Below are 25203 nucleotides of genomic sequence, written 5' to 3'. Positions count from 1 at the left end.
CGTCATCTATGCGTATAATAGCGGTTTTCCATCGACCACCAATTCAGAGTATCTATGAGCGCAGAATCCCGAAAAGCCAACAACTTTATCCAGAACCTGATCGAAGAAGCCATTGCCAGCGGTCAGCATCAGGGCAAGGTGGTGACGCGGTTCCCGCCCGAGCCCAATGGATATCTGCACATCGGCCATGCCAAATCCATCTGCCTGAATTTCGGTATTGCCGAAACATTTGACGGGCAATGTACACTGCGCTTTGACGATACCAACCCGGAGAAAGAGTCCCAGGAATACATCGATGCCATCACGCGCGATGTCAGCTGGCTGGGCTGCGAGTGGGAAGGTGACGTGCGCTTTGCGTCCGACTATTTCGACGCCATCTACGACTTCGCCGTCGAGTTGATCGAGAAGGGCAAGGCCTACGTCTGCGAGCTGACCGCCGAGGAAATGAACGAGTATCGCGGGTCCCTCAAGGAGCCGGGGCGCGACAGTCCGCACCGGGACCGCCCGATCGAGGACAACCTGCGCCTGTTCCGGGAGATGCGTGACGGCAAGCACGAGGGCGGTTCCCTGGTGCTGCGTGCCAAGATCGACATGGCGTCGCCGAACATCAACCTGCGCGATCCGATCCTGTACCGGATTCGCTACGCGTCCCATCACCAGACCGGTGACAAGTGGTGCATCTACCCGATGTACGATTTCACCCATCCGATCTCGGATGCGATGGAAGGCGTGACCCACTCCCTGTGCACTCTGGAGTTCGAGGACCATCGCCCGCTGTATGACTGGGTAATCGATAACATCTCGGCGCCGTGCAAACCGCGCCAGATCGAGTTCGCGCGGCTCAACCTGAACTACACGATCACCAGTAAGCGCAAGCTCAAGCGGCTGGTGGATGAAGGCTTTGTCGAGTCCTGGGACGACCCGCGGATGCCGACCATCTCCGGAATGCGTCGTCGCGGCTATACGCCGCAGTCGCTGCGCAGCTTCTGCGACATGATCGGTATCAACAAGGCCGGCGGCACCGTCGACGTGGGCATGCTCGAACACGCGATCCGCGAGGACCTGAACGCTCGGGCGCCGCGTGCCATGTGCGTGATGCGTCCCCTTAAAGTGACGCTGACCAACTACCCGGAAGGCGAGGGCGAGACGCTGACACTGCCAGTGCATCCGCAGGACCCGGAAATGGGCACCCGCGAGGTGCCGTGGACCCGCACGCTCTACATCGACCGCGAGGATTTCGCCGAGGAGCCGCCGCGCAAGTGGAAGCGTCTGGCGCCGGATCAGGCGGTGCGGCTGCGCGGCGGCTACGTCATGACCTGCAAGGACATCGTGCGTGACGACAGCGGCGAGATCGTCGAGCTGCGCTGCGAATACGATCCGGCCACCCTCGGTGTGAATCCGGAAGGCTACAAGCCCAATGGCGTGATTCACTGGGTGTCCGCGGAGGACAGCGTCGAGGCCGACGTCTACCTGTACGACCGCCTGTTCAACCACGAGGCGCCGGACAGCGACAAGGACGTGGATTTCGTCACCCACATCAACAGCGAGAACCTGGTCGTCCAGGAAGGGGTGCGCGTCGAGAAGAGCCTGGCGCAGGCGCGCAACGACATTCCGTACCAGTTCGAGCGGGAAGGTTATTTCTTCCTGGACGAGCTGCGCTCCGGCGCCGATCGACCCGTTTTCAACCGCACGGTCACCCTGCGTGACTCCTGGGCCAAAGCCAAAAAGTAAGTTGCCACAGCATGGAATCCGACAACGTGATTGAAGTCTACAACACCCTGACGCAGAAAAAGGAACCCCTGAAGACGCTGGAACCCGGCAAGGTGCGCATGTACGTGTGCGGCATGACGGTGTATGACTTCTGTCACCTGGGGCACGCCCGGGTACTGGTGGCGTTCGACGTGATCACCCGGTACCTGCGCGCCCAGGGGTACGACGTGACCTACGTGCGCAACATCACCGACGTGGACGACAAGATCCTGCGCCGGGCGGAGGAAAACGGCGAGGCGTTCACCGCGCTGACCGAACGCATGATCGACGCCATGCATGAGGATGAGCGCAAGCTGGGCGTGATGGCGCCGGATCAGGAGCCGCGCGCCACTGGCCACATCGACGACATGCTGCGCATGATCGAGACTCTCATCGACAAGGGTTTCGCCTACGCGGCCGGCAACGGTGACGTCTACTTTGCGGTGGAGCAGTTCGAAGGCTACGGCAAACTGTCCAAGAAAAAGCTGGAAGATCTGGTGGCCGGGGCGCGCGTGGACGTCTCCGAGGTGAAGCGCAGTCCGGCGGATTTTGCCCTCTGGAAGGCGGCCGGTGACGGCGAGGCCAGTTGGCCGTCTCCCTGGGGTGCGGGGCGTCCGGGCTGGCACATCGAGTGCTCGGCCATGTCCACCTGCTGCCTGGGTGAAACCTTCGATATCCACGGCGGCGGCCCGGACCTGATGTTCCCGCATCACGAGAACGAGATCGCCCAGTCGGAAGCGGCGACCGGCAAGCCCTATGTGCACTACTGGATGCACGCCGGCGCGGTGCGCGTGAACAAGGAGAAGATGTCCAAATCTCTGGGCAATTTCTTCACCATCCGCGAAATCCTGGAGAAGTACCCGGCCGAGGTGGTCCGTTACTTCCTGGTGTCGAGCCACTACCGCAGTCAGGTGGATTATTCCGAGGACAACCTGGCTGAAGCGTCCAGTGCCCTGAGTCGTATCTACCAGGCGCTGCGCGGCCTGGCGCCCGTTGCGGATGCGCCCGAGGGTGAGTTCGACGAGCGTTTCCATGCCGCCATGGCCGATGACTTCAACACCGCCGGCGCCAATACGGTACTGCATGCCGTGGCGTCCGAGATCAACCGTCTGCGCCGCGATGGTGACGATCAGAAGGCGGCGGAGCTGGCCGGCGTACTGGTTCGGCTGGGTGGTGTCCTGGGTCTGCTGCAGCAGGATCCTGAGGCGTTTTTCCAGGCGGATGCCGGCGAAGGGCCGACGGCTGACGACATCGAGGCTTTGATTGAAGCTCGCGCTGAAGCCCGGCGTAATCGCGATTTTGCCGAAGCCGACCGCATCCGGGATGAGTTGGCGGAACAGGGCGTTATCCTGGACGATTCCCGTGAAGGAACCTCCTGGCGTCGTGCATGATTTTGTCCGTATTATCCCTTACACTAGCGCGCTCGAATAACAGTAACAGGTCGCCGGTGTGTTTATCGGCGACCCATAAAGCAGGGTGATCAAAGCGCCCACAAAGAGGCGGCAAGACACCCACCGGCACACAGAAAACCACTGAGGCGATAACGATGACAGAACGCGTCCAAGTCGGCGGCCTGCAGGTCGCAAAAGTCTTGTACGACTTTGTGAATAACGAAGCGATTCCCGGTACCGGTGTTGATGCTGACAAATTCTGGTCTGAATTTGACGCCATCGTTCATGAGCTGGCGCCGCGTAACAAGGCGTTGTTGGCCAAGCGGGACGATATCCAGGCGAAGATGGACGCCTGGTACACCGAGCGCAAAGGTCAGCCGATCAACATGGGCGAGTACAAGGCGTTTCTCCAGGACATCGGCTACCTGGTCGACGAGCCGGCGGACTTCAAGGTTTCGACCTCCAACGTGGATCCGGAGATCGCCACCATGGCTGGTCCGCAGTTGGTGGTTCCGGTGATGAACGCCCGCTTTGCGCTGAATGCGGCCAACGCCCGCTGGGGCAGCCTGTACGATGCGCTCTACGGAACCGACGTCATCTCCGAGGAAGACGGCGCCGAAAAAGGGCGCGGCTATAACCCGGTGCGTGGAGCGCAGGTGATCGAGTACGCCCGCAACGTTCTGGACGCATCCGCGCCGCTGGCCCAGGGCAGTCACAAGGACGCCGCCAAGTACGTCGTCGAAGGCGGCAAGCTGGTCGTCAAGCTGCAGAACGGTGACACCACCGGTCTGAAAGACGAAGCCGGCTTCGTGGGCTTCACCGGCGCCGCTGGCGAGCCGACCGGCATCCTGCTGGTCAAGAACGGCATGCACTTCGAGATCCAGATCGATGCCAGTCACCCGATTGGCAAGGACGACGGCGCCCACGTCAAGGACGTGCTGATGGAGTCGGCCCTGACCACGATCATGGACTGCGAAGACTCGATCGCTGCCGTCGATGCCGAAGACAAGACGGTTGTCTATCGCAACTGGCTGGGCCTGATGAAAGGTGATCTGCAGGAATCCTTCGAGAAAGGCGGCCAGCAGGTGACCCGTAAGATGCACGGCGATCGGGTGTACACCGGTGCCAACGGTTCCGAGCTGTCGCTGAAAGGGCGCAGCCTGATGTTCATTCGTAACGTCGGCCACCTGATGACCAATAACGCGATCCTCGACAAGGACGGCAATGAAGTGCCGGAAGGTCTGATCGATGGTCTGGTGACATCCCTGGTCGCGATTCACGATCTCAAGGGTGACGGTCCGCTGCAGAACTCCACCACAGGCAGCGTCTACATCGTCAAGCCGAAAATGCACGGCCCGGAAGAGGTGGCGTTCACCAACGAGTTCTTCGGCCGCGTCGAAGACGCGCTTGGCCTGCCGCGCTTTACGCTGAAAGTCGGCATCATGGACGAGGAGCGCCGTACCACGGTCAACCTGAAGTCCTGCATCGAAGCCGCCAAGGAACGCTGTGTGTTCATCAACACCGGCTTCCTGGACCGCACCGGTGACGAAATCCACACCTCGATGGAAGCCGGCCCGGTTATCCGCAAGGGCGACATCAAGGGTGCTGCCTGGATCCAGGCGTACGAGCAGTGGAACGTCGATATCGGGCTGGAAGCCGGCCTCAAGGGCGTGGCCCAGATCGGCAAGGGTATGTGGGCCATGCCGGACAAGATGGCGGCCATGATGGAGGCCAAGATTGGCCATCCGAAGGCGGGCGCCAACACCGCCTGGGTTCCGTCGCCGACCGCGGCGACCCTGCACGCCCTGCATTACCATCAGGTCAACGTGGCGGACGTCCAGACCCAGCTTGAGCAGCGTGCCCGTGCCAGCCTGGACGACATCCTCACGGTGCCGTTGATGGCCGATCCGCAGTCCCTGTCGATGGATGATATTCAACAGGAGCTGGACAACAACGCTCAGGGCATCCTGGGATACGTGGTGCGCTGGATTGATCAGGGTGTCGGCTGCTCCAAAGTCCCGGACATCAACGATGTGGGGCTGATGGAAGACCGTGCCACGTTGCGCATCTCCTCCCAGCACATCTGCAACTGGCTCTACCACGGCATCTGCAGTGAAGAGCAGGTGATGGAAACCATGAAGCGGATGGCGGCGGTGGTCGATCGCCAGAACGCCGGCGATCCGGAATACCGCAACATGGCGCCGGACTTCGACGACAGCGTCGCCTTCCAGGCGGCGGTCGACCTGGTCCTCAAAGGGCGCGAGCAGCCGAACGGTTACACCGAGCCATTGCTGCACGCCTATCGCCTGAAGGCGAAAGCCAAGTACGGCCAGTAATCTTACCGGCCGGACAATAAAAAACCCCGCTCCTGGCGGGGTTTTTTATTGTCGGACTGTCGCGTTGCGCGCCGATCCGTACCGACTGTTTGTTACGACGCTTCAGTCGTCGTGCAGCTCGTTGGCGGCGTACAGCGTGTTTTCCAGAAGAGTGGCGATGGTCATCGGGCCCACGCCGCCGGGAACCGGTGTGATGTAGGCGGCGCGCTCGGCGGCCACATCGAACTCCACGTCGCCGATCAGCTTGCCCTCGCTGGTACGGTTGATGCCCACATCAATGACGGTAGCGCCCGGCTTGATCCACTCGCCCTTGACCAGTCCCGGCTTACCGACGGCGGCGATCACGATATCCGCCTGACTGACGAAGCGTTCCAGGTCGTCAGTAAAGCGATGGGCGACGGTCACCGTAGCGCCGCGAAGCAGCAGTTCCATGGCCATCGGGCGACCGACGATGTTGGACGCCCCGACGATCACCGCGTGCTGTCCCTTGTAGGGGGTGCCAATGGAGTCGAGCAGGGTGATGATTCCCGCCGGCGTGCAGGGGCGCAGTTCCGGCAGGCGTTGTACAAGGCGGCCGACGTTAAAGGGGTGGAAGCCGTCTACATCCTTGTCGGGGCGGATCTTCAGCAGGATCGGGTCGGCGTCGAGGTGCTTCGGCAGCGGCAGTTGGACCAGGATGCCGTCGACGGACGGATTGTCGTTCAGCTCGTCGATCAGGGATTCCAGGGCTTCCTGGGTGGTGTCTGCCGGCAGGTCATAAGATAGGGAAGCGATGCCGGCCTGGTCACAGGCTTTGCGTTTGTTGCCGACGTAGACCTGGGAGGCGGGATCCTCTCCCACGAGGACGACCGCGAGCCCGGGGGCGCGCTTGCCCTGGTCCACGCGGGCCTGGACGCCGATAGCGACATCTTCCCGCACTTTGGCGGCGATTTTCTTTCCGTCAATCAGTTCTGCTGTCATTGCGTGTATAATCTGCTTGGCAGGCAGGGGGAGTTCCTGTCTGCGGGAGTGACTGTTGGGTCGCGGTGTCCCCGATGCATTACCTGTGGCTCCGGCCCGGGGAAAAGGGGCAGGGGTCTGTGGTAAGCGGGCGCACGACCCGGGAAAAGCGCGCGACATTGTCTCACGGTTCCGCTTTCCGTCCAACGCGAAGGAAAAGAAATGGATATCGGCCGAATTCGTGTTGACGGGGTGCCAAACCGCGGGTAATATGCGCGCCAACTTTGCTGAGGCATCTGTTGTTCAGGTCGTCTGGAACGGGGTATAGCGCAGTCTGGTAGCGCGCCTGCTTTGGGAGCAGGATGTCGGGAGTTCGAATCTCTCTACCCCGACCAATCCCGGAAGAACCTGGCCTAGTCAGGTGGGCGAAAGGTCAAGCGCCCGTAGCTCAGCTGGATAGAGCAACGGCCTTCTAAGCCGTGGGTCGTAGGTTCGAGTCCTACCGGGCGCGCCATTTACCCGGCAGGTGATGTGCTGGACAGGCGATGCCAGCCCCGCAGCAAAGTTTGATAAAGTTCTTCTTTATCACTATCTTACGGCTGAATATTGATGTAGAATATTGGCCGGTACAATGTGGTGGACGTAGCTCAGTTGGTAGAGCTCAGGATTGTGACTCCTGCGGTCGAGGGTTCGAACCCCTTCGTCCACCCCACTTTTCCCTTGTTGTTCTCCCCCTGTAAACTGGATTCGAAGCGTTTAGCGCATTCGTGTGTCCGGTAGCGGACCGGCGGAAGTGAGTCGGCGAGAGTGGCGGAACTGGTAGACGCGCTGGATTTAGGTTCCAGTGGGGCAACCCGTGAGAGTTCGAGTCTCTCCTCTCGCACCATCTCTTTCACTACCCATCCTGGTTTTGCATCCCTTTTCTTCTCCCCCCCCCCCTGTCTTTCGGGTGCCTGTCCGGCCGGAAAGTGCAAACTCAACCGGCTTGGCGATTCTCTCAGCCACCAAAAGCATGGTAAAATGGCCGTTTAGGTTTCGCAGGTTCGAGCGAAAAGCGGCCCGATGCAATAAAGATGTCTTTCCGCTTGGCCTGTATTCATTAACACATTGAACCGGTAATTCGAGGAACTTCCATGCAAGTGTCTGTAGAAACGACGTCCAACATCGAGCGTCGAATGACGATTGGTGTGCCCGCTCAGGAAATTGATCAGGCTGTCCAGAAGCGTCTGCAGGAAACCGCGCGCACGGCTCGCCTGAACGGTTTTCGCCCGGGTAAGGTGCCGCTGAGCGTCGTCAAGCGTCGTTTTGGAGCGGGTGTTCGCCAGGAAGTGGTCAGCGAAGTCATGCGCGACAGCTATGTCAAAGCGCTGGAAGAAAAAGACGTATCCCCGGCGGGCTGGCCGCGTTTCGAGCCCAAAGTCATGGAAGAAGGCAAAGACCTGGAATTCGTGGCGATTTTCGAAGTGCTGCCGGAAATCGAACTGAGCGACCTGAGCAAGGTTGAAGTTGAGAAGCCCAAGGCGGAAGTCGGCGACAAAGACGTCGAGAAGATGATCGACAACCTGCGTCGTCAACAGGCGGAAATGAAGTCCGTCAAGCGCAAGTCCAAGAACAAGGACGTTGTGACCATCGACTTCAAGGGGTTCGTTGACGGCGAAGCGTTCGAAGGCGGTTCGGCCGAAAACCATCGTCTGACTCTGGGCTCCGGTCAGATGATCCCGGGCTTCGAGAAAGCCATCGTCGGCGGCAAGGCCGGTGAAGAATTCGAGATTGAGGTCACCTTCCCTGAGGATTACCAGAACGAAGAACTGGCCGGTAAAGAAGCCAAGTTCGAGATCAAGGTTCACACCGTTGAAGAGCCGATCCTGCCGGAACTGAACAAGGAATTCTTCGAGAAGTTCGGCGTTCAGGCCGAGGACGAAGAAGGCTTCCGCGAAGACGTTCGCAAGAACATGGAGCGCGAGCTGAAGCAAGCTGTCCAGAACAAGGTGAAGAACGACGTCGTCGAGGGACTGGTTGAAAACAACGATTTCGAAGTGCCGCAGGCGCTGATCGACCAGGAAATCGACCGTCTGCGCCAGGACGCCGTCCAGCGCTTCGGCGGCCAGATGCAGATGGATCCCAAGCAGTTGCCGGCCGAGCTGTTCACTGATCAGGCCAAGCGTCGCGTCAAGACCGGTCTGCTGTTCCAGGAACTGATCCGTCAGAACGACATCAAAGCGGAACCGGCCAAGGTTGACGAGAAGATCGAGGAAATCGCCTCCACCTACGAAACCCCGGACGAGGTGATTGCGCATTACAACAGCAACCCGCAGCAGAAGGCGCAGATCGAGTCAGTCGTGCTGGAAGACGCGGTAGTTGACTATGTCCTCGAGCAGGCCAAGGTCAAAGAGAAGAAGATGAAGTACGAAGAAGCGGTAGCGGCTGGCCAGCAACAGGGTTAACCGACCGTTTCGAATGACCGCGGTTTTGGGGCGGACATCGCGCCCTGAAACCGTTAGGCTACACTACGGAACAGCCGGTATCGCCGGCTGTTTTTATCTGGGGATCGGGATTCAGGGCGCTTGATGAACGATGGCCCGGAACACACATGATTGACGCTGGGGCTGATTTGCAGCGCGCTCAGTTGACTTCCGGTCAGGTGTCCCCATATCCACTGACTGGATCGTTCAAATAGCTAAGGAGTTCAGGCACATCATGACGCAACAACCGTACGACGGCCCGACCATGGTGACCAATTCCGGTCTCGTCCCGATTGTTATCGAGCAGACTGCTCGGGGTGAACGCTCTTTCGATATTTACTCCCGTCTTCTCAAGGAGCGTGTCATTTTCATGGTTGGCCCGGTCGAGGACCACATGGCGAACCTGATCGTCGCGCAGCTGCTGTTCCTGGAGTCCGAGAACCCGGACAAGGACATTCACCTGTACATCAACAGCCCGGGCGGCTCGGTCACCGCGGGTATGTCGATCTACGACACCATGCAGTTCATCAAGCCGGACGTGGCCACCCTGTGTGTCGGCCAGGCAGCGAGCATGGGCGCATTCCTGCTGGCGGGCGGCGCCGAAGGCAAACGCGCCTGTCTGCCCAATTCCCGCGTGATGATTCACCAGCCGCTGGGTGGTTATCAGGGGCAGGCGACGGATATCGAGATTCACACCCGTGAGATTCTCAAGATCCGTCAGACCCTGAACAGCCTGTTGGCCCATCACACCGGCCAGGATCTGGAGACCATCGCCCGCGACACGGATCGGGATAACTTCATGGATCCGCAGCAGGCGAAGGATTATGGCCTGATCGACTCCGTACTTGATAAACGCGTGTCGAATAAATAATACTGATTCGGTGGCCTGGGGCCGGCCCTGGCGGGCAATTGGCCGGGGCGATCACAGGCGCCGTTTGCAGTAAATTGAATTCAGTTACCGTGATCGCAAGACGTCTCGCGGGCGTACGTTGGTAGTAGGGCGAAGAAGCCCGTGCTACCGGCAGTGAACACGAAAGCCAAGACAGAGGTATTTCAATGGCAGATGACAGAAACGGCAGGGGCGACGATAACGGCAAGTTGCTCTACTGCTCGTTTTGCGGAAAGAGCCAGCATGAAGTCCGCAAGCTCATTGCAGGGCCCTCGGTTTTCATCTGCGACGAGTGTGTCGACCTGTGCAATGACATCATCCGGGAAGAAATCCAGGAAAGTGCCCAGGAAGAGCAGAGCGACCGACTGCCCAGCCCGGCGGAAATCCGCGACACATTGAACCAGTATGTCATTGGCCAGGATCGCGCCAAGATTGTGCTGTCTGTGGCGGTCTACAACCACTACAAGCGGCTGCGCTACGGCGAAGGCAAGGCCGACGTGGAGCTGGGCAAGAGCAATATCCTGCTGATTGGTCCGACCGGTAGCGGTAAGACACTGCTCGCCGAAACGCTCGCGCGCATGCTGAATGTCCCGTTTACCATCGCTGATGCGACGACGCTGACGGAAGCCGGTTACGTTGGTGAGGACGTCGAGAATATTATTCAGAAGCTGCTGCAGAAATGTGATTACGACGTAGACAAGGCTCAGCGAGGCATCGTCTACATCGACGAGATCGACAAGATTTCGCGCAAGTCGGATAACCCGTCGATCACCCGGGACGTGTCCGGCGAGGGTGTGCAGCAGGCATTGCTCAAGCTGATCGAGGGCACGGTTGCTTCGGTGCCGCCCCAGGGCGGGCGCAAGCATCCGCAGCAGGAATTCCTGCAGGTCGATACCGGCAACATCCTGTTTATCTGCGGTGGTGCATTTGCCGGTCTGGATAAGGTCATCCGTGAGCGCTCCGAGCGAAGCAGTATTGGTTTCTCGGCGTCTGTTGTCAGTGAGGACGATCGCAAGAGCACCGGCGACATCATCAAGGATGTGGAAACCGAGGATTTGGTCAAGTATGGCCTGATCCCCGAGTTTGTCGGTCGTCTGCCGGTCGTGGCGACGCTGACCGAGCTGGACGAAGACGCGCTGATCCAGATCCTCACCGAGCCCAAGAACGCGCTGACCAAGCAGTATCAGAAGCTGTTCGATATGGAAGACGTGGAACTCGACTTCCGTGAGGACGCCCTGCGGGCCGTGGCGCGAAAAGCCATGGAACGCAAGACCGGTGCCCGTGGTCTGCGCTCGATTCTCGAGGCGACACTGCTGGATACCATGTACCAGATTCCGTCTGAGCATGATGTGTGCAAGGTCGTGATCGACGAAAGCGTCATCAATGGCGACTCGGAGCCGTTCAAGATCTACGCCAACAGCGATCACGCCAAGGCCGTTCCGGAAGACTGACGTTCAGGTCAGACGCGAACGACACGAAAGACAGAAAGGGGCGCTTGCGCCCCTTTTTGCTGTCCGCTGGTTTTCTGTTCGTTGGCCGTTCGTTACCCAATAGCGATTCGGTTTCCCGGAACTTCTGAGTCGGCGTCAGCCCTGATTGCGCGATACTGCTCAGAAATTACCCGATTATCCGGATCAGCCCGGTACGCGGCCCGACAGGGCATTGCAATCGCGTGAATCGCCCCCAATCATTGAATCAAAGGCAGCTGAGTCACCCGGTTCTGTGGCATGATGGAATCAAAGGATGACGAGGCTCATCACCGGATTTGTACCGGTCAGCGCTGTGACGCCCGGCGCGGGTCGGTTCACACGTGTTACAAGACGCGTCAGTCAGAGGATTCTCTATGACATCGATACCTGAAGCCCCCATGAACGATTATCCGATGCTTCCGTTGCGGGACGTTGTGGTCTTTCCACACATGGTCGTTCCGCTGTTCGTCGGCCGGGAAAAGTCTATCCAGGCCCTGGAAGCGGCAATGGAGGGGAGCAAGGAAATCCTGCTGGTTGCCCAGCGCGATGCCGGAACCGACGACCCCGCGGCGGGCGATGTCTACAACATGGGCACCCTGGCCACCGTTCTGCAAATGCTGAAACTACCGGACGGTACGGTGAAGGTGCTGGTGGAAGGCAACGCCCGTGCCCGCCTGGACTCGATTGAAGAAGGCGACTTCCTGACGGCCCGGGCGTCGCTGCTGGAAGAGGACAGCCTGCCGGAGAAAGAAGAGTCTGTTCTGGTCAAGACGCTGAGCGAAGAGTTCGAGAAGTACGTCAAGCTGTCCAAGAAAGTGCCCTCGGAGGTGACCAACTCCCTGTCCGGCATCGACGACCTGGAGCGACTGGCCGACACCATGGCGGCGCACCTGGAGCTCAAGATTCACGAAAAGCAGGAGCTGCTGGAAACGCTCGATGTGCGCGAGCGGGTCGAGCTGCTGCTGGGCCGCCTGGATGGCGAGATCGACCTGATCGAGGTTGAGAAGCGCATCCGTGGCCGGGTCAAGAAGCAGATGGAGCGCAGCCAGCGCGAGTACTACCTCAACGAGCAGATGAAGGCCATCCAGAAGGAAATGGGCCAGCTCGGCGAGGGCGGCAACGACTTCGAGGATCTTGAGCAGAAGCTCGACGAAGCCGGCCTGCCGGAGGAAGCACGCAAGAAAACAGAGGCCGAGCTGAACAAGCTCAAGATGATGTCGCCGATGTCCGCCGAAGCGACGGTGGTACGCGGCTACATCGAGTGGATGCTGGCCATCCCCTGGAAGAAGCGTAGTCGGGTTCGTCACGACCTGGAGAAAGCGCGCGATATCCTCGACAAGGACCACTACGGTCTGGATGAGGTGAAGAAGCGCATTCTCGAATACCTCGCCGTGCAGAGCCGGGTGAAGAAGATCAAGGGCCCGGTGCTCTGCCTGGTAGGCCCTCCGGGGGTGGGGAAGACGTCGCTGGGGCAGTCTATCGCCCGGGCGACCAACCGCAAGTACACCCGCATGGCGCTGGGTGGTGTGCGTGATGAAGCGGAGATCCGCGGTCATCGCAAGACCTACATCGGCGCGCTGCCAGGTAAGCTGCTGCAGAAGCTTTCCAAGGTGGGGGTGAAGAACCCGCTGTTCCTGTTCGACGAGATCGACAAGATGGGTATGGACCATCGCGGCGATCCCGCCTCGGCACTGCTTGAGGTGCTCGACCCGGAACAGAACCACACCTTCAACGACCATTACCTGGAAGTGGACTACGACCTGTCCGACGTGATGTTCGTGTGTACCTCCAACTCCATGGACATTCCGCCGGCGCTGCTCGACCGGATGGAGATCATCCGCATCCCGGGCTACACCGAGGACGAAAAGGTCAACATCGCGCTGCAGCACCTGCTGCCCAAGCAGCTCAAGGCCAACGGCTTGCGCAAGAACGAGTTGCAGGTCTCCGACGACAGCATGCGCGACCTGATCCGCTATTACACCCGCGAGGCGGGCGTGCGGAGTCTGGAGCGTGAGATCGCCAAGATCTGCCGCAAGGTCGTGCGCGAGCATGTGGAATCCGGCAGCAAGGACAGCGTCGAACTGACGCCGGACCTGCTGGAGCATTACTCCGGCGTCCGCAAATTCAAGTACGGCCTGGCTGAGGAATCCAATCAGGTGGGGCAGGTCACCGGGCTGGCCTGGACTCAGGTGGGCGGCGAGTTGCTGACCATCGAGTGCGCCCTGACCAAGGGTAAGGGTAAGGTCATCAAGACCGGCTCACTGGGCGATGTGATGCAGGAGTCTATACAGGCGGCACTGACGGTAGTGCGCAGCCGGGCTGCGGGACTGGGTATCAGTGACGATTTCTACGAGAAGCACGACCTGCACGTCCACGTGCCCGAGGGTGCGACCCCGAAAGATGGCCCCAGCGCCGGCATCGGCATGTGCACCGGTCTGGTGTCGGCACTGACCGGCATTCCGGTTCGGGCGGACGTGGCCATGACCGGCGAGATCACCTTGCGTGGCCGGGTGCTGGCTATCGGCGGCCTCAAGGAGAAGCTGTTGGCAGCCCACCGCGGCGGCATCAAAACCGTGATTATCCCGGAAGAAAATGTTCGTGATCTCAAGGAGATACCGGAAAACATCAAGGAGTCCCTGGAGATCCGTCCAGCCACCTGGATCGATGAAGTGCTGGACGTCGCCCTGGCGTATCAGCCGACGCCCGAGACGGAGGGCATGCCGCAAAAGCCGGCAGGCGCCAAGAAGCGGGACGACGAGGGCGATGCCGGGGAGCGTATTAATACGCATTAAACCCCAGCCACTCTGTTGACACGCCGGAGAGCCCGTTGGTATAACTGTTTCGTCCTGAAGCAGCCTGTACCAAGGGCTCCCGGGGTTTTTGCCAGTATTCCTATCGACACCCGATGACCGAAAGGAATAAAAAAACCGAAGAATGGAACTCGCCCGCCGCTTGTGCGATAGTCGGGAAGCTCCGAGAAAAACAAACCTATCCATAAAACATATCCAACCTGAAATCGAAGGGGTTTAGTGTGAACAAGTCCGAACTTATTGATGCAATTGCCGAGTCAGCTGATATCTCCAAGGCCGGAGCAGGCCGTGCCCTGGACGCAATGGTGGATTCCATCACTGACGCATTGAAAAAAGGTGATCAGGTTACTCTGATCGGCTTCGGTACTTTCTCTGTTAAAGAGCGTGCCGCTCGCACTGGTCGTAACCCGCAGACTGGCGCAGAAATCAAGATCCCGGCCTCCAAAGTGCCTGGTTTCAAAGCCGGTAAGGCTCTGAAAGACGCCGTTAAGTAAGAGGCGACTTCTACGGCAATGTCCTTTGGGCATTGCCGGGGTAGTTTCTTCAAGGCATTTGTTTCCGGTAACTCAACCTACCTGATCATGCTGAAATCTACTGAATGACTGCCCCACAGATTTCGAGGCGCATCCCTGGAAGGATGCGCCTTTTTACGTTCAGTACGCCGCTCTCACCGTTCTGTCTCAGTGGTTCCCAGGTGGCGACTGATATTTCCCAAGAACACAAAAGTGAGGCCTGACGCGGATATCCGGTAGGCGACCAAGAGCCGCCGGTCATCGCTGACGTCTGGGAGGAACATGCTTCAAGATATCCGGAATAACGCCCAGAGTACGATTGCCAAGATCATCATCGTGCTGCTGGTGATCGGTCTGTCCATGTTTGGTGTCGATGCCATTATCGGCGGGTTTTCGGGCGAACCCGAAGTGGCCACGGTGAATGGCCAGGATATTACCGAGCGACAGTTCACACGTACGGTCCAGATGCAGCGCCAACGTCAGCTGGCCCAGATGGATAACCCGGATCCTTCCCTCATTAATGAGGACCAGATCCGACAGTCCGTCCTCGAAGGGTTGATCCGGCAGGCGGTCCTGACCCAGGACGCCGAAGAGCAGGGGCTGATCCTCTCTGACCGCGACATCGACAGCGTGATTACTTCCATGTCGCAGTTCCAGGTCGACGGCGAATTTAGCCGTGACGCCTTTGTCGCAGGTGTGCGCAACCTGGGTATGGGCGTGGCGGAATTTCGCGAGGCTCTGCGCAAGGAGTTCGTGGTCAACCAGATTCGCAGCGGCATTACCTCCAGTGCCATCGTCAACCCGCAGAACGCCGAGGCCATCCTGCGGATTCAGTCCCAGACCCGGACCTTCCAGACTCTCGAGATCCCGGCTTCCGCCGTCGCCGACCAGGTGGAGGTGTCAGACGCCGATATCCAGGAGTACTACGACGAGCACAAATCGGAGTTCCTCCAGTCTGAATCGGTGGACGTCAACTACATCACCCTGTCGGTCGACGATCTGGCCAGTCAGGTGGACGTGTCCGAAGACGAAGTGCGTGATCTGTACGAACAGCGTAAGGCGGACCTCGGTGGCGACGAGCAGCGTCGAGCCTCCCACATCCTGATCGAGGACGGCGATGACGCCCAGGCCAAACTGAAGGAAGTGCAGCAGAAGCTGGCCGACGGTGAAGACTTTGCCAAGGTGGCGGAAGAATATTCTGCCGACACCGCCACAGCGACTCAGGGCGGTGACCTGGGCTATTCCGGTAAGGGCGTCTACGACAGTGCTTTCGAGCAGGCGCTGTTCAGTCTGGAAGACGGTGAGGTGTCCGAACCGGTGGAAACCCAGTTTGGCTATCACATCATCAAGCTGACCGGTGTTCGCGAGACGCAGGCGCCGTCGTTCGAGGATATGAAGGACAAGCTCCGGCAGGAAGTGGCGCGCGAAAAGGCGGGCCAGACGTTCTCCGAGATCCGCACCCAACTGGCGGATATCTCCTACTCCGAGCCGACCCTGGAATCGCCCGCCGAGCAGTTGGGCCTGACGATCCAGACCCGTGACGGCATCAAGCGTGAAGGTAATCAGGCACCGTTCGATCACCAGGGGCTGGTGCGCCAGCTCTACTCTGATGACGTGCTGAGTGGTGAGTACAACACCGAAGTCATCGATGTCGACAAAACCACTGCAGTGGTGGCCCATGTTAGCGAGCACCACCCGGAGGAGCAGCTGGCTCTGGACGCGGTAAGTGAGCAGATCCAGGAAAAACTGCGCGCCGAGAAGATCCGTGCCGCGCTGGCGGATCGGAGCAAGGCGCTGGTGGCCCGCCTGCAGGACGGCGACGCGCCGGCCGACATTGCTGCCGATGCGGATGCTGAATGGATGACCCATGAAGCGGTATCCCGTAACGCCAGCGATGTGGACTTCGACGTGATTCGTTCCGCGTTCTCCATGCCGCGTCCGCAGGGCGACACTGCCTCCTATGATTGGGTCGGCGGAGCCGAGCGCGCGGTGGTGCTGTCACTGAGTCAGGTAACCGATGGCGAGGTGGACGGTCAGGAGACCCAGATGCAGGCGCTTAACCAGTTCCTGACCCAGCAGCGTGGTCAAAGCGAATACGCGGCCTACGTCGATTCGCTGCGCGACAGTGCCGAAGTCGAGCGTCCCTGATGGGAGCGCTCCGGCGCAAAGAATCCGATTGATCTGACGCGGGTGCTTGCTCAGGCGAGCGCAGAACCGTGAGGCAAAGCGGAAAAGAAAAGGCAGGGCTTCGGCCCTGCCTTTTTTGTGGGTGAATGGTCCGTGTTGTGTCCGTTTGAGGTGCGTTGCCGAACAGGCATGTACCGTCGCCGGAAGAACCGGTTCAGACGCTTGCTTCTAAGGCACGGGAACGCCGTTACCCTGGGCGCCGGACTGGCTTTGCTCGAATACCGCAACGGACAAGCCGGGCAGTGTAAAGTCGCCGGAGGAAAAGCTGGCGGTAACGGCCCCGTCCAGTTCGTCGTGCAGGGTAAACCCGGTCAGGTCGGTGCCAAGCGTGACGCTGCCGGGCGCGGCATTGATCAGTACCATCAACGCGTCGCGATCTGGATCCAGATCATCCCCCGCAGCCGTTCCGTCATCCAGGCTGAAGGCGATCAATCCGGGTATCTGGTCAGGGCCGGTGTTGTGGAAGGCCAGACGGGCACGGACCTGGTCGGCACTTGCCAGGTGAAACAGCGGTGAATCCCGTCGAATGCGCAACAGCCGCTCGACGGCTTGTAGTGTGTCGCTGATATCACTGGTGGTCGGTGCCGCGTTGGGGTCATCGAGGATATCCAGGATGACGTCCCAGTTGTCGCCGTCCTTGTCTTCCCGGGGCAGGCCCCGATTCCAGGCGGTGGTCTGGTAGCTGAAGTCCACGGCATTGAACCAGTCGCCCGAGTCGTAGCTGTCCCGCTGCATGGATTTGGAGCGCAGGATTTCCGAACCCATGTGCAGGAAGGGGATGCCCTGGCCGAGTAGCGGGACCGCCAATGCAACCACCTGCGTTCGTGCGCGGTCGGCGCTGCTGACCCCACCGGCGATCTTGTACTGGTTGTTATCCCAGAGGGTCTGGTTGTCGTGCTTGGACACGTAATTGACCAGCTCCTGAGGATCGTCCGTGTAGCCGGCCGGTTGGCCGTTGTAATCGATCTCCGCCGTGCTCAGAACATCCCCGTTGGCGGTCTCGAAGCGGAAGTCACGCAGGCCGCCGGCGATACCCGCACGAATCCAGTCGGTGCCGGCGAGCAGGGTTTGCCGTTCATCCTCTGAACCGCTGTTGAGCTCGTTGGGCTGGGTGAACAGGCCATTGGCAAAGCCCTGGTTTCTTCGCAGCGCCTCACCGCTGTCGAACGGGCCGCCCCCGCGCACTCCGTCCCGCGACCGGTCGTTGAACGAGCCGATGCCGGTGCCCGCCAGGTTCGCCTGGATGGCATTGACCCCGCGGGCGTTATCGGCCACCTCGCCGAAATTCCAGCCCTCACCGTAGAAGTAGGTGTCCGGGTCCACCGCCTGGACAGCCTCCAGTGCGCGGGTCATGTTGTCCAGCATGTGGTGGCCCATCAGGTCGAAGCGGAAGCCGGAAATTCCGTAGGCGTCGGCCCAGGTCACCAGCGAGTCGACCATCAGCTTTTCCATCATGGCGTGTTCGGAGGCGGTGTTTTCACAGCAGGTGGATTGCATTACGGCGCCGGTTTGCGGATCGAGACGGTGGTAGTAGCCGGGTACGATCTTGTCGAGCACGGATTGGTCCGCCAGACCCGAGGCATTGGTGTGGTTGTAGACCACGTCCATCACCACGTTGAAACCCATGGCCGTGAGCGATTGCACCATCCGGCGGAATTCGATGATGCGGGTGGCTCCCTCGGCGTCAGAAGCGTAGCTGCCTTCCGGTACCGTGTAGTGGACCGGGTCGTAGCCCCAGTTGAAGCTGTCGAGGTTGCGCAGCACGCCATACAGGGCCTGGGCGTCACCGCTGGTCGGATCGAAGGAAGCCAGCACCGAACGAATGCTGCCGGCATTGCAGTATCCGGACCAGTCACTGGCGGCGGTTGGTGACAGATCGCAGAGTCGACTGAACGGATCGTCGATATCGACCACCTGCGTCGGGTCTTCGTCGACTGTGGCGATGTCGAAGGCTGGCAGGAGATGCAGGTGGGTCACGCCCGCATCGGCCAGGCGCTGCAGATGGGTCACCCCGGCACTGCCGCTGTGGCTGAAGGCGGCGTATTTGCCGCGATCCTCTTCGGGCACCGACGCATCGCCGGCGCTGAAATCGCGGATATGGGTCTCGTAGACGACGATGTCTTCCGGTTTGTCGACCGCCGGCGGATTCAGACTGTCCCAGCTGGCCGGTTTCAGATCGGCGTCGTCCAGGTTAACCACCTGCGCATACTGGCCGTTGGTGGACAGGCTGTGGGCGTAGGGATCGGTCGTCAGCGCTGTTTCGACCTCGTCGGTTTCCGGATGAAAGGCCGTGACCTCGTATTGATAGTACTGCCGGTCGAGACTAAGGGGTGCCTCGTGAATCCAAACGCCGGAATGGTCCGGGTCCGCGGTCATGGCGGCCGGGTAGCCGGCGAGGGGATCCTTTTCGGCGTCGAAGGCGTGCAGCCGGACCGACTGAGCGGTTGGCGCCCAGACCCGGAAGGTGACGCCGCTGTCAGTTACCTCGGCGCCGAGCGGGCCGTTATAGGTGAACAGCTCGTCGACAACACCCGGAATCTGTACCCGGGTGGCGGCCATCAGATCGCCGTCAGCGGCGTAGGCGGCGGCGACCAGTTGCCCCTGGAGCACTCGGGCCTGCTCCGTGGTCGGCAGCGTAACGGCAAAGGCGGGCCAGTCCGCCAGGTGCGGGAAGGCCGTGGCGGCGTCGGAGCTGATGTGGCCAGCGTCCAGTTCGATGCTGCTGCCGCCCTGGAGTCGGCCGTCTTCAATACGGATATCGCCTTGGCGGTCGTAATTAAGGGTCACCCGTTCAGCGCCAGTGGCATCGTCCCAGACCAGGGTGTCGGCGTCGATCCAGTGGGCACTGGCGCCGTCCAGCGACACCTCGATGCTGACCGGTTCGCTGGACAGTTCGCTGGATCCGCTGAGAGTGAACACCCGACGGCCCAGCTCGTCGAGTTGCCAGGTGATGTCGTTGCCGCCCAGGTCCTTGTTGTTGCCCTGATGCATGATCAGGTTGAGGCACTCGGCGTCCGCGGTCAGATCGATCCGGTAGTAGGCGCCGTAAGTGTCGCTGACGCCCTCGGCCAGCAGTGGGTCAGTCCACTCGGTTGGCGTCGCGGCGCCGGAACAGGTGTCGGTATTCCATAGATGCAGCCCCCAGCCGTCGTAAGCGTCGTCGGGGCGCAGGTAATAGAGAATGGCCTCGTCGGGGCCGGGATCTATAAGAGCCTCCGCGGAATCCCCGCCGGAGTCTCCTTCGATCTTGCAGCCGGAGACGCCGAGCGTCAGCACGGCCAGCAAGGCAGGCGTTATCCATTGATGCTGAGTCATGAGATGCATTCCTTGTACGGTTGTTTTTGTTGGTACTGCATCGGCGATGGTGGTGCCGGTGGGACGTAGGCACATCCTCTTTGCGGGTATCGGTTTCGGCGTAGCGGCGGGGGCGTAGGGCGGGGCTGTGGGTAGGGTGCTGAAACGAAGAAAGCCTCCGCGCGGCTGGTACGGAGGCTTTCCGGTTACCCGCCCCGGGCCGGGAAGGAAGGGCCGGCCGGGGCTGTGGTGGTGGCTATTACCACCAGGCTTCCATTTGCAGGCCGACCTGGATGTCGCCGTCGACGCCGTCGCCTTCGCGCGCGGCTTCGGCGCGATCACCAAAGAAGGTGGCCGCGTAAGCACGGATCACCGGGCGTGCCCAGTAATTGCCGCCGGCCGACCACTGCTGTGCAATGGCGATCTTGGACAGATCCGACGAATCGTCCTCGCCCAGGAACTGGGCGTCGTCATAACCGATCTCGACGGCCGTGCTCAGTACCGGCGACCACTTGTAGGTGGGGCGGATCACGACGCTGGTGCGTTCCGCATCGTCCTGGCTGGAATCGTGCGGTGACCCCTGCTGGTACAGCGCGGAGTAGCCCATTTCCCAGTTGGCGCCCAGGTTGATCACACCGTGATCGAGGATGCGCCAGCTGTCCTCCAGGTAACCGTCGACGTTGCTGTTGGCGATCCGGCCGCCCCCGCCGGCTTCAAAGGCGCCGAAGCCCATGGAGTCCGCACCGTACTGCAGTACAAACTTGTTGAAACCGCCCAGCAGGCCGCTTGAGAGTTCCGCTGTGAAGAAGTAGCCGTCCTCGTCTTCAAAGCCGGCGTCTTCCTGCTGGTCGGTCAGGTCGGCCATGCCGTAGATACCGACCAGGGTGAGGGTGCTCTGACCCACCGGGAAGGCGTAGCGCACGTCGAACTTGTTGTTCTGGATGAACTCGTCACCGTCCGGGTTATCGTGGTTGATGAACGCCAGTGACAGCTTGCCGGGGCCGGCCTGGATGTTCTCGACACCGCCGCCGTAGCCGGAGTTGTTCAGATAGTAGAAGTCCAGGTGGTGGACATCGTGACGCTGGTAGTAGCGCTTACCCGCCCACAGCGTGGAGCCCGGCAGGGACTCGATCACGTTGTTGCCGGAGATGTAGAGCTGACGCAGCGATGTGTTGCCGCCGTCGTAGCCGCCGCCGGCATCGTTATAGCTGTAGCTCTGGAAGTCGTTGCCCTGATTGTCGGCACCGTAGGACACCATCGAGTCGAAGCGGAAGGTTTTGCCATCCTCGTTGTACAGCTCGTCGCCCAGACCGATTTCGGCGTAGGTGTCGCACTCGTCCGCCAGTCGGCCGACAAAGTGACCGGCGGCGCCACTGCCGAAGCAGGTCTGCTCGCCACCGCTTTGCAGGTTGGTCGAGGCTCCGGCACGCGCATAGCCGCTGAAGTCCACGGCCAGAGCCGGGGATGCCAGCGCAGCGGATGCGATGGCCACAGCTACCGGCGAGAGTTTGAAGGTCGATCTCTTGTTGTTTTGCATCATATCTGTCCTGTGCTTCTTGTCTTTTTTGGTTGGCCGGGGCTAGACCTGACGCCGGTCAGCGGGAGTGTCCCGCAAGCAACGCCGGAAGACCCGGGCCATGGGCGAGGGGAATGACGGAAGCCTGTTCCGGTCTTTCGCCCGTCCGTATCGGTAAACCCGTATTCATGGTCGGGAATGCGGGTCAGGGCCACATCATCCGGGTCGGGAGAAAAGGGGGGTGAGTTTTCAGGGGGAGGAGGGGCGTAGAAATCGGGTACGGGATTCCTGGTTGAATCCCGTACCCCGGAGGGCCGTTATTCGGCGCTGAAACGGGTAGGCTTGAGGCTGTCCTTGATCTTCTTCAGGTGGGCCTGGAAGTCGCTGCCGCGCTTGAGGGTGACGCCGGTGGCCAGGATGTCGATGATCATCAGATGGATGATGCGGGACGTCATCGGCATGTAGACGTCGGTGTCTTCCGGGGCGGTGACCTCCAGCGCCACCGTACAGGCTTTCGACAGCGGCGAGTTGGGCGCGGTAATGCCGATAACGGTGGCGCCATTGCTGCGACCGGCTTCGGCGATGTCTACCAGTTCCCGGGTGCGGCCGGTGTAGGAAATCACCACGATCACGTCGCCGGTATGGCTGCCGGCCGCGACCATGCGCTGCATCAGGGCGTCGTCGTAGGAGGTGACCGGAATATTGAAGCGGAAGAATTTGTGCTGCGCGTCCAGAGCCACGGGGGCGGAGCCGCCCATGCCGAAGAAGTTGATCTGCTTGGCCTGGATCAGATAGTCGATGGCCGCACCCAGGGCCGCCGGGTCCAGGGCCTGACGGGCCTTGTCCAGGCTGGCGATGGTGCTGAGCACGATCTTGTCGGAAAACGTGGCGACATCGTCTTCCGGGCGCACGTTCTGGCTGACGTAGGGTGTGCCGGTAGCGATGCTCTGGGCCAACTGGATCTTGAAGTCGGGGAAGCCGTTGGTGGAGAAGCCGCGACAGAAGCGGTTGACCGTCGGCTCGCTCACATCCGCGGCACGGGCCAGGGCGGCAATGGAGTAGCGTGTGGCGGCGGTAGGGTCACGCAGGATGGCCTCGGCGACCTTGCGTTCGGACTTGTTCAGGGTGTCCAGTTTGCCCTGGATCTGCTCCAGCAGGTTGGGTGCTGTGGCGTCGTGGTTCTTGTTCATGCTTGGCTATCCCGCAAAGACTCTGCTTGACTGAAAATGCTTGCCTGAAAGTGGCTGGCGGCGCGAATTATACCGGTTTTCGCCCTTTCATTGTGTAGTAAAGTAGTCAAGAATTCCCGATTATTCTTGGAATCGGTGGCTTTTGATGCCATTATTTTGTCAAAATTACTACATTGCCGCATTCCTGTGAATGGGTGGACTGGGTTCCGCCCGTCGGGCCGACAGGCCGATGTTGCAGGATCGTCCAGAAAACAGGTTGAAGGACTGTCATAAGAATGAGCCGGAAAAACGAAAATCAGTGCGACCTGATCATGTTCGGCGCACTGGGGGACCTGGCGCAGCGTAAACTGTTTCCTGCCCTTTACCAACTGGAAGCCGCTGGCCTGCTGGCGCCGAAAACCCGGATTCTGGCTCTGGCCAGACAGGAACTGGACACGGCCGGCGCCCGCGAGAAGCTGAAAGCCAAGCTGAAAGAACACATCAAGCCGGACGAGCAGGACGAAGGGGCCATGACCAAGCTCCTGTCGCGCATCGATTACCAACGGCTGGATTTCGCCAACACCGACGATTACGTGAGTCTGCGTGAATGGCGTGAAACCGGTGGCGGTGCGCTGATCGTCTATATGGCCACGCCGCCTTCCATCTACGGCATGATCGCCCGCAACCTGAAACAGACCCAGTGCATCGACACTGCCACCCGCGTCGTGGTGGAGAAGCCGATCGGTCACGACCTGGAGTCCTCCGAAGAGATCAATGACCAGTTGGCGGAAGTGTTCAATGAGAACCAGTTGTTCCGGATTGACCACTACCTGGGTAAGGAAACCGTCCAGAACCTGATTGCCCTGCGTTTCGCCAACAACCTGTTCGCTTCCCAGTGGAACCAGGATCACATCTCCCACGTGGAAATCACCGTGGCCGAGAGTGTCGGAATTGAGGGGCGTTGGGGGTATTTCGACCAGGCCGGCCAGATGCGGGACATGATCCAGAATCACCTCCTGCAGCTGCTGTGCCTCATTGCCATGGATCCGCCGTCGGACCTGTCCGCGGACAGCATCCGTGATGAGAAGGTCAAGGTGCTCAAGGCCCTGCGCCCGATTACCCCGGACCTGGTGGAAACCCACCTGGTGCGCGGTCAGTACACAGCCGGTACGGCGGCCGGAAAGCCGGTACCCGGATACCTGGAAGAGGAAGATGCGGTGCGCGGCAGCACCACCGAGACCTTCGTGGCGCTCAAGGCCGAAATTTCCAACTGGCGCTGGTCCGGCGTGCCGTTCTACATCCGCACCGGCAAGCGGATGCCGGAGAAACTGTCGCAGATCATCATCCACTTCAAGCCGGCACCGCACTACATTTTTGATCCGGACCAGAAGCACCTGGCCAACAACAAGCTGATCATTCGTCTGCAGCCGGATGAGGGTATGTCCCTGCAGATCCTGACCAAGGATCAGGGCCTGGACAAAGGCATGCGCCTGCGTCAGGGCCCGCTGGAGCTGACATTCTCCGAGACGTTCCAGCAGGAGCGGATTCCGGACGCCTATGAGCGTCTCTTGTGGGAGGCCATGAAGGGCAACCAGTACCTGTTCGTGCGCCGTGACGAGGTGGAATACGCCTGGCGCTGGGTTGACCGCGTGATCGCCAACTGGGAAGAGCACGCATCGCCGCCCAAGCGCTATGCGGCGGGTACCTGGGGGCCGGTGGCATCCATTGCACTGATTACTCGTGATGGCAGGAGCTGGTATGAAGATGCCTGAGATTGACTGGCCGGCCACCGTAGAGCCGGCCCTGGGCGAAAACCCTGACGCGGTCGCCGCCGAGCTGGCCGACCGCGTCGCCGAGCGACTGGAAGGGGCGCTGGCTGGGCGTGATCGCGCGAGCCTGGCGTTGTCCGGCGGCAGCACACCGAAGCCTTTCTTCGAGAAGCTTAGGGATAAGCCGCTCGACTGGTCCCGTGTCGATGTAACGCTGGTCGATGAGCGTTGGGTGACCCCGGACTCGCCGGACAGCAACGAAAAATTGCTGCGTGAGCATTTCCTGCAGGGTGCCGCGTCGGCGGCACGGTTCGTGCCGATGAAGCAGAAGCACGAGAGTGCCAATGCCGGCCAGCCGCTGGCGGAGGAGGCCCTGGCCGATATCGCCTGGCCCCTGGACGTGCTGATCCTGGGGATGGGCAATGACGGGCATACCGCGTCGCTGTTCCCGGACGCGCCGGAGATCGATCGCGCACTCGACCCCAGCCAGCCCTATCGCTGCATGGCGTTGCACCCGGTGTCCCAGCCGCAGGCGCGGCTGTCGCTGACGCGAACCATCCTGGAACAGGCCAGCTGGACCGCGCTCCATCTCAAGGGTGAGGACAAGCTTGAGACCCTCAAGGTGGCCTTGAGCGACATGCCGTCGGTACGTGAAATGCCGATCCGGGTTTTCCTGTCGACGGGCCTGACGCTGTTCTGGAGCCCCTGAAT

Annotated in this window: 15 protein-coding genes and 4 tRNA genes; 15 read left to right on the top strand and 4 right to left on the bottom strand. The window is 60.5% G+C overall.

What is annotated here, in order from left to right; all coding sequences use genetic code 11:
* The first annotated feature begins 54 nt into the window (after positions 1–54).
* The 3 genes from GQB00_RS04340 to GQB00_RS04330 all read left to right on the top strand — a co-directional run bounded on the left by GQB00_RS04340 (position 55) and on the right by GQB00_RS04330 (position 5476).
* Positions 55–1731, top strand: coding sequence for a glutamine--tRNA ligase/YqeY domain fusion protein (locus GQB00_RS04340; RefSeq protein ID WP_165855330.1), 1677 nt, complete (start codon positions 55–57; stop codon positions 1729–1731).
* An 11-nt stretch (positions 1732–1742) separates the two neighbouring features.
* Complete coding sequence (cysS, locus tag GQB00_RS04335; RefSeq protein ID WP_207950607.1) at positions 1743–3140, top strand: cysteine--tRNA ligase; 1398 nt, start codon at positions 1743–1745, stop codon at positions 3138–3140.
* Between the two features lie 155 nt (positions 3141–3295).
* Positions 3296–5476, top strand: a complete 2181-nt coding sequence (locus GQB00_RS04330; protein WP_165855329.1) for a malate synthase G — start codon at positions 3296–3298, stop codon at positions 5474–5476.
* A 102-nt stretch (positions 5477–5578) separates the two neighbouring features.
* Here the strand turns inward: GQB00_RS04330 and folD are convergent, their stop codons facing one another.
* Entirely contained in the window at positions 5579–6436 is an 858-nt protein-coding gene (folD, locus tag GQB00_RS04325; protein ID WP_165855328.1) for a bifunctional methylenetetrahydrofolate dehydrogenase/methenyltetrahydrofolate cyclohydrolase FolD, read from the bottom strand.
* A gap of 297 nt (positions 6437–6733) precedes the next feature.
* Between folD and GQB00_RS04320 the strand changes: the two genes are divergently transcribed.
* The 10 genes from GQB00_RS04320 (at position 6734) to GQB00_RS04275 (ending at position 16705) form a co-directional block, all read left to right on the top strand.
* A tRNA-Pro gene (locus tag GQB00_RS04320) sits at positions 6734–6810 on the top strand.
* Positions 6811–6852: 42 nt separating this feature from the next.
* Positions 6853–6929: transfer RNA gene (locus GQB00_RS04315), tRNA-Arg, on the top strand.
* Positions 6930–7051: 122 nt separating this feature from the next.
* A tRNA-His gene (locus tag GQB00_RS04310) sits at positions 7052–7127 on the top strand.
* Positions 7128–7216: 89 nt separating this feature from the next.
* A tRNA-Leu gene (locus GQB00_RS04305) sits at positions 7217–7301 on the top strand.
* Positions 7302–7548: 247 nt separating this feature from the next.
* Positions 7549–8859 carry a trigger factor gene (gene tig / locus GQB00_RS04300; RefSeq protein ID WP_111495893.1) on the top strand — a complete coding sequence of 437 codons (1311 nt, stop codon included), beginning with the start codon at positions 7549–7551 and terminating at the stop codon, positions 8857–8859.
* A gap of 253 nt (positions 8860–9112) precedes the next feature.
* Complete coding sequence (clpP, locus tag GQB00_RS04295) at positions 9113–9748, top strand: ATP-dependent Clp endopeptidase proteolytic subunit ClpP (RefSeq protein WP_111495894.1); 636 nt, start codon at positions 9113–9115, stop codon at positions 9746–9748.
* Between the two features lie 185 nt (positions 9749–9933).
* A complete protein-coding gene (gene clpX / locus GQB00_RS04290) occupies positions 9934–11217 on the top strand; it encodes an ATP-dependent Clp protease ATP-binding subunit ClpX (protein ID WP_111495895.1) in 1284 nt (427 codons plus the stop codon).
* 392 nt (positions 11218–11609) lie between these two features.
* A complete protein-coding gene (gene lon / locus GQB00_RS04285; protein ID WP_111495896.1) occupies positions 11610–14027 on the top strand; it encodes an endopeptidase La in 2418 nt (805 codons plus the stop codon).
* A 239-nt stretch (positions 14028–14266) separates the two neighbouring features.
* Positions 14267–14539: an HU family DNA-binding protein gene (locus GQB00_RS04280; RefSeq protein ID WP_111495897.1), complete on the top strand. Its 273-nt coding sequence runs from the start codon at positions 14267–14269 to the stop codon at positions 14537–14539.
* Between the two features lie 300 nt (positions 14540–14839).
* Positions 14840–16705 carry a SurA N-terminal domain-containing protein gene (locus GQB00_RS04275; RefSeq protein WP_165855327.1) on the top strand — a complete coding sequence of 622 codons (1866 nt, stop codon included), beginning with the start codon at positions 14840–14842 and terminating at the stop codon, positions 16703–16705.
* Between the two features lie 207 nt (positions 16706–16912).
* On the opposite strand, the gene pulA is transcribed toward GQB00_RS04275, so the two are convergent.
* The 3 genes from pulA to GQB00_RS04260 all read right to left on the bottom strand — a co-directional run bounded on the left by pulA (position 16913) and on the right by GQB00_RS04260 (position 22744).
* Positions 16913–20059 (bottom strand): pullulanase-type alpha-1,6-glucosidase, encoded by a 3147-nt coding sequence (pulA, locus tag GQB00_RS04270; protein ID WP_165855326.1) that lies wholly within the window; start codon positions 20057–20059, stop codon positions 16913–16915.
* Positions 20060–20297: 238 nt separating this feature from the next.
* Positions 20298–21578 carry a maltoporin LamB gene (gene lamB / locus GQB00_RS04265; protein WP_228276664.1) on the bottom strand — a complete coding sequence of 427 codons (1281 nt, stop codon included), beginning with the start codon at positions 21576–21578 and terminating at the stop codon, positions 20298–20300.
* Positions 21579–21871: 293 nt separating this feature from the next.
* Positions 21872–22744 carry a MurR/RpiR family transcriptional regulator gene (locus GQB00_RS04260; protein WP_111495901.1) on the bottom strand — a complete coding sequence of 291 codons (873 nt, stop codon included), beginning with the start codon at positions 22742–22744 and terminating at the stop codon, positions 21872–21874.
* A 275-nt stretch (positions 22745–23019) separates the two neighbouring features.
* Between GQB00_RS04260 and zwf the strand changes: the two genes are divergently transcribed.
* Together zwf and pgl are read left to right on the top strand one after the other, a co-directional pair.
* A complete protein-coding gene (gene zwf / locus GQB00_RS04255; RefSeq protein WP_111495902.1) occupies positions 23020–24495 on the top strand; it encodes a glucose-6-phosphate dehydrogenase in 1476 nt (491 codons plus the stop codon).
* Positions 24488–25201 (top strand): 6-phosphogluconolactonase, encoded by a 714-nt coding sequence (gene pgl / locus GQB00_RS04250; protein ID WP_228276663.1) that lies wholly within the window; start codon positions 24488–24490, stop codon positions 25199–25201. The genes zwf and pgl overlap by 8 nt, the downstream gene beginning before the upstream one ends.
* Positions 25202–25203: the final 2 nt, after the last annotated feature.

The organism is Marinobacter sp. JSM 1782161 (assembly GCF_011421605.1).
In the GTDB taxonomy this organism is placed as follows: Bacteria; Pseudomonadota; Gammaproteobacteria; order Pseudomonadales; family Oleiphilaceae; genus Marinobacter_A; species Marinobacter_A bohaiensis.
Note: the sequence above shows the minus strand (reverse complement) of the source record. Positions and strands in the feature narration are given on the sequence as shown.